Raw genomic sequence first — 2,523 nt, 5'->3', positions numbered from 1 at the left:
GGGCGGCCGTCCGGAATTCCGGATGCCACGGCTCACCCCCGGGCAGGAGTACGACGAGCTGTTCACGGTGCCGACCCTGCGCCGCGCGATCCTCACGCTCGGGCCGGTCACCTCGGTCCGCACCGACCCGGTGGGCGTGCTGCGGCGCGAGGTCGCGTGGACCGAGCCGGAGCTGCTCTACATCCACCCCCGCGTGGTCGTGATCGACAGCGAGACCACCGGCATCCTGCGCGATCTCGAGGGCCTGCCGACGCGCGATCTCGCCGACGACGACATGTCGTTCCACGCGCTCCGCGAGTACTCCGCGGGAGACGACCTGCGGCACGTGCACTGGGTGTCGACGGCGCGCACGCAGACGCTGATGATCCGGCAGTTCGAGCAGACGCGTCGTTCGCACCTGCTCGTGGTCCTGTCCACCGACCTGGACGACTACGCCGACGAGGACGAGTTCGAGCTCGCCGTCTCGACGGTCGGTTCGGTGGGCCTGTCCGCGCTGCGCGGCGGCAAGACCCTCACGGTGCTGACGCATGAGGGGGCGCTCGCGCTGCACGGGGAGCGCACGTTCATGGACGCCCTTTCGGGAATCGAGGCGCGGCCCTCCGGGACCGGCATCGCCCGCGCGGCCCGCGCGATCGCGACCGCCGCTCCCGGGGCCTCGGTCGTCGTGTTCGTGACCGGCGCCGCCGGTGCGCTCGCGGATCTGCGCGCGGCGTCGCTGCGGGCCCCGGTCACCGCGCGGTCGGTCGCCGTCCGTGCCACCCGGCACGAGCAACCGGCGCGGCGCGTCCTCGGCGACCTCGTCTTCGCCGACGTCGCCGAGCTCGAACAGCTCCCCGCCGCGCTCCGGGCGGTGTCCGAATGAGCCGCCGGTGGATCGTGGATGCCGCGGCGATGTGCGCGCTCGTCACGCTCGCGCTGCTGCCGCTGTGGTCGGCGTTCCAGGACGCGCGGTTCTGGGTGACCGCGGGCGGGGCGATCCTCATCGGGACGGCGCTCGCCGTCGTGGGCGCCGCCCGACGCTGGTCGGTCCTGATCGTGGCGGCGACGGTCGTCGTGGCGTACTTCCTCGCGAGCAGCGCGCTGGCCTTCCCGTCTCGGGCTCTGTGGGGCGTCGTCCCCACCCTCGACACGCTGATCGCCTCGGCGACCGGCGTCGTGCGGGTGTGGAAGGAGGCGCTCACCCTCCCTCCGCCGTTCGCCGGCGTGGAGTCGATGTACGTCCTTCCCCTCGTGCTCGCGCTCGTGGTCACGGTGGTGTCGGTGTCGCTCGCCCTCCGCGCCCGGCTGTTCGCCCTCGCTCTGCTGGCGCCCGGCGCCGCGCTCGTCGCCGCGATCGCCCTGTCGACGTTCGACAGCGTCGCCCCCGCCGCCGTCGGCGCCTCCTTCGGGGTCGTCGCCCTCGCCTGGTCGGTCTGGAGGACGCGGCGCGCGAAGTCGACGGATCCCCTGGATGCCGCCGGCCCGGCGACGACGCGTTCGGTGGCGCTGCCGATGGTCGCTGGGGTTTCCATCGCGGCGATCGTCGCGGGTGCGGGCGCGGTCGGTGCGGCCGCGGCGACGGCGGCACCGCTCGGTGACCGGCAGGTGGTCCGCGATCACGTCGTGCCGCCGCTCGAACTGCACGACTACGCCTCGCCCCTGACGGTGTTCCGCAAGTACACGAAGGAGGCGCAGGACGACGGCACGCTGTTCACGCTCTCCGGCCTGCCCCAGGGGGCGCGGATCCGTCTCGCGACCCTCGACTCCTACGACGGCGTCGTCTACTCGGTGTCGGGTGCCGGTTCCGGCGCCGGCACCTTCGCCCGGGTGGGGCGGCGCATCGAGCCGGTGGCATCCGGTGAGCCCGCCCATATCCAGGTGACGATGGGCGCCCTGCACGGCGTGTGGATGCCGACCGTGGGCTACCTCACCTCGGTGGGGTTCGACGGCTCCGACGCGGTCGAACGCGACGGCGCGCTGCACTACAACGCGGCCACCGGCACCGCACTCGTGACCACGGGCATGGCCGAGGGCGACACGTACGCCTTCGACACCGTGATCCCCGCCGCACCGACGGAGGAGCAGCTGCAGGATGCCGCGGTGTCGCCGGTGACGACCCCGGCCCCGCGGCGCGTGCCCGACGATCTCGTCGCCGCGGTCGACACCGCCACAGAGGGAGCCGAGACACCCGCCGCGCAGGTGCGCGCGATCGAGGCGTACTTTCAGACCAACGGCTACTTCTCCCACGGCCTCGAGGGGCAGGTGGCGTCGCGGTCGGGGCACAACCTGGCGCGCGAGAGCGACCTGTTCTCGCAGCCCCAGATGGTCGGGGACGACGAGCAGTACGCCGTGGCGATGGCACTCATGGTGTCGCAGCTCGGACTCCCGGTGCGCGTGGTCATGGGATTCTCGGGCAAGAACGAGGGCCTCCCCGGCGGGACCGTCGATGTCACCGGCGAGCAGCTGCACGCGTGGGTCGAGGTGCCGTTCGAGGGCTACGGGTGGGTGCCCTTCTGGCCCACCCCCGCCGAGGACAAGGTTCCG

The 2,523-nt window shown here is 73.1% G+C and carries 2 protein-coding genes; both read left to right on the top strand.

The features are described 5' to 3' along the window. Positions 1–862: DUF58 domain-containing protein (locus tag I5G_RS21805; protein WP_036327569.1), on the top strand; the 862-nt coding region annotated here is incomplete at its 5' end. Next, positions 859–2,523, top strand: a 1,665-nt coding sequence (locus I5G_RS21800) for a transglutaminase family protein (protein WP_022878989.1), incomplete at its 3' end; no start/stop codon positions are given. The genes I5G_RS21805 and I5G_RS21800, both read left to right, overlap by 4 nt.

Source organism: Microbacterium sp. B19, assembly GCF_000333395.1.
In the GTDB taxonomy this organism is placed as follows: Bacteria; Actinomycetota; Actinomycetes; order Actinomycetales; family Microbacteriaceae; genus Microbacterium.
The sequence above is the reverse complement of the archived record's forward strand: the minus strand, read 5'-3'. Positions and strand labels throughout refer to the sequence as shown.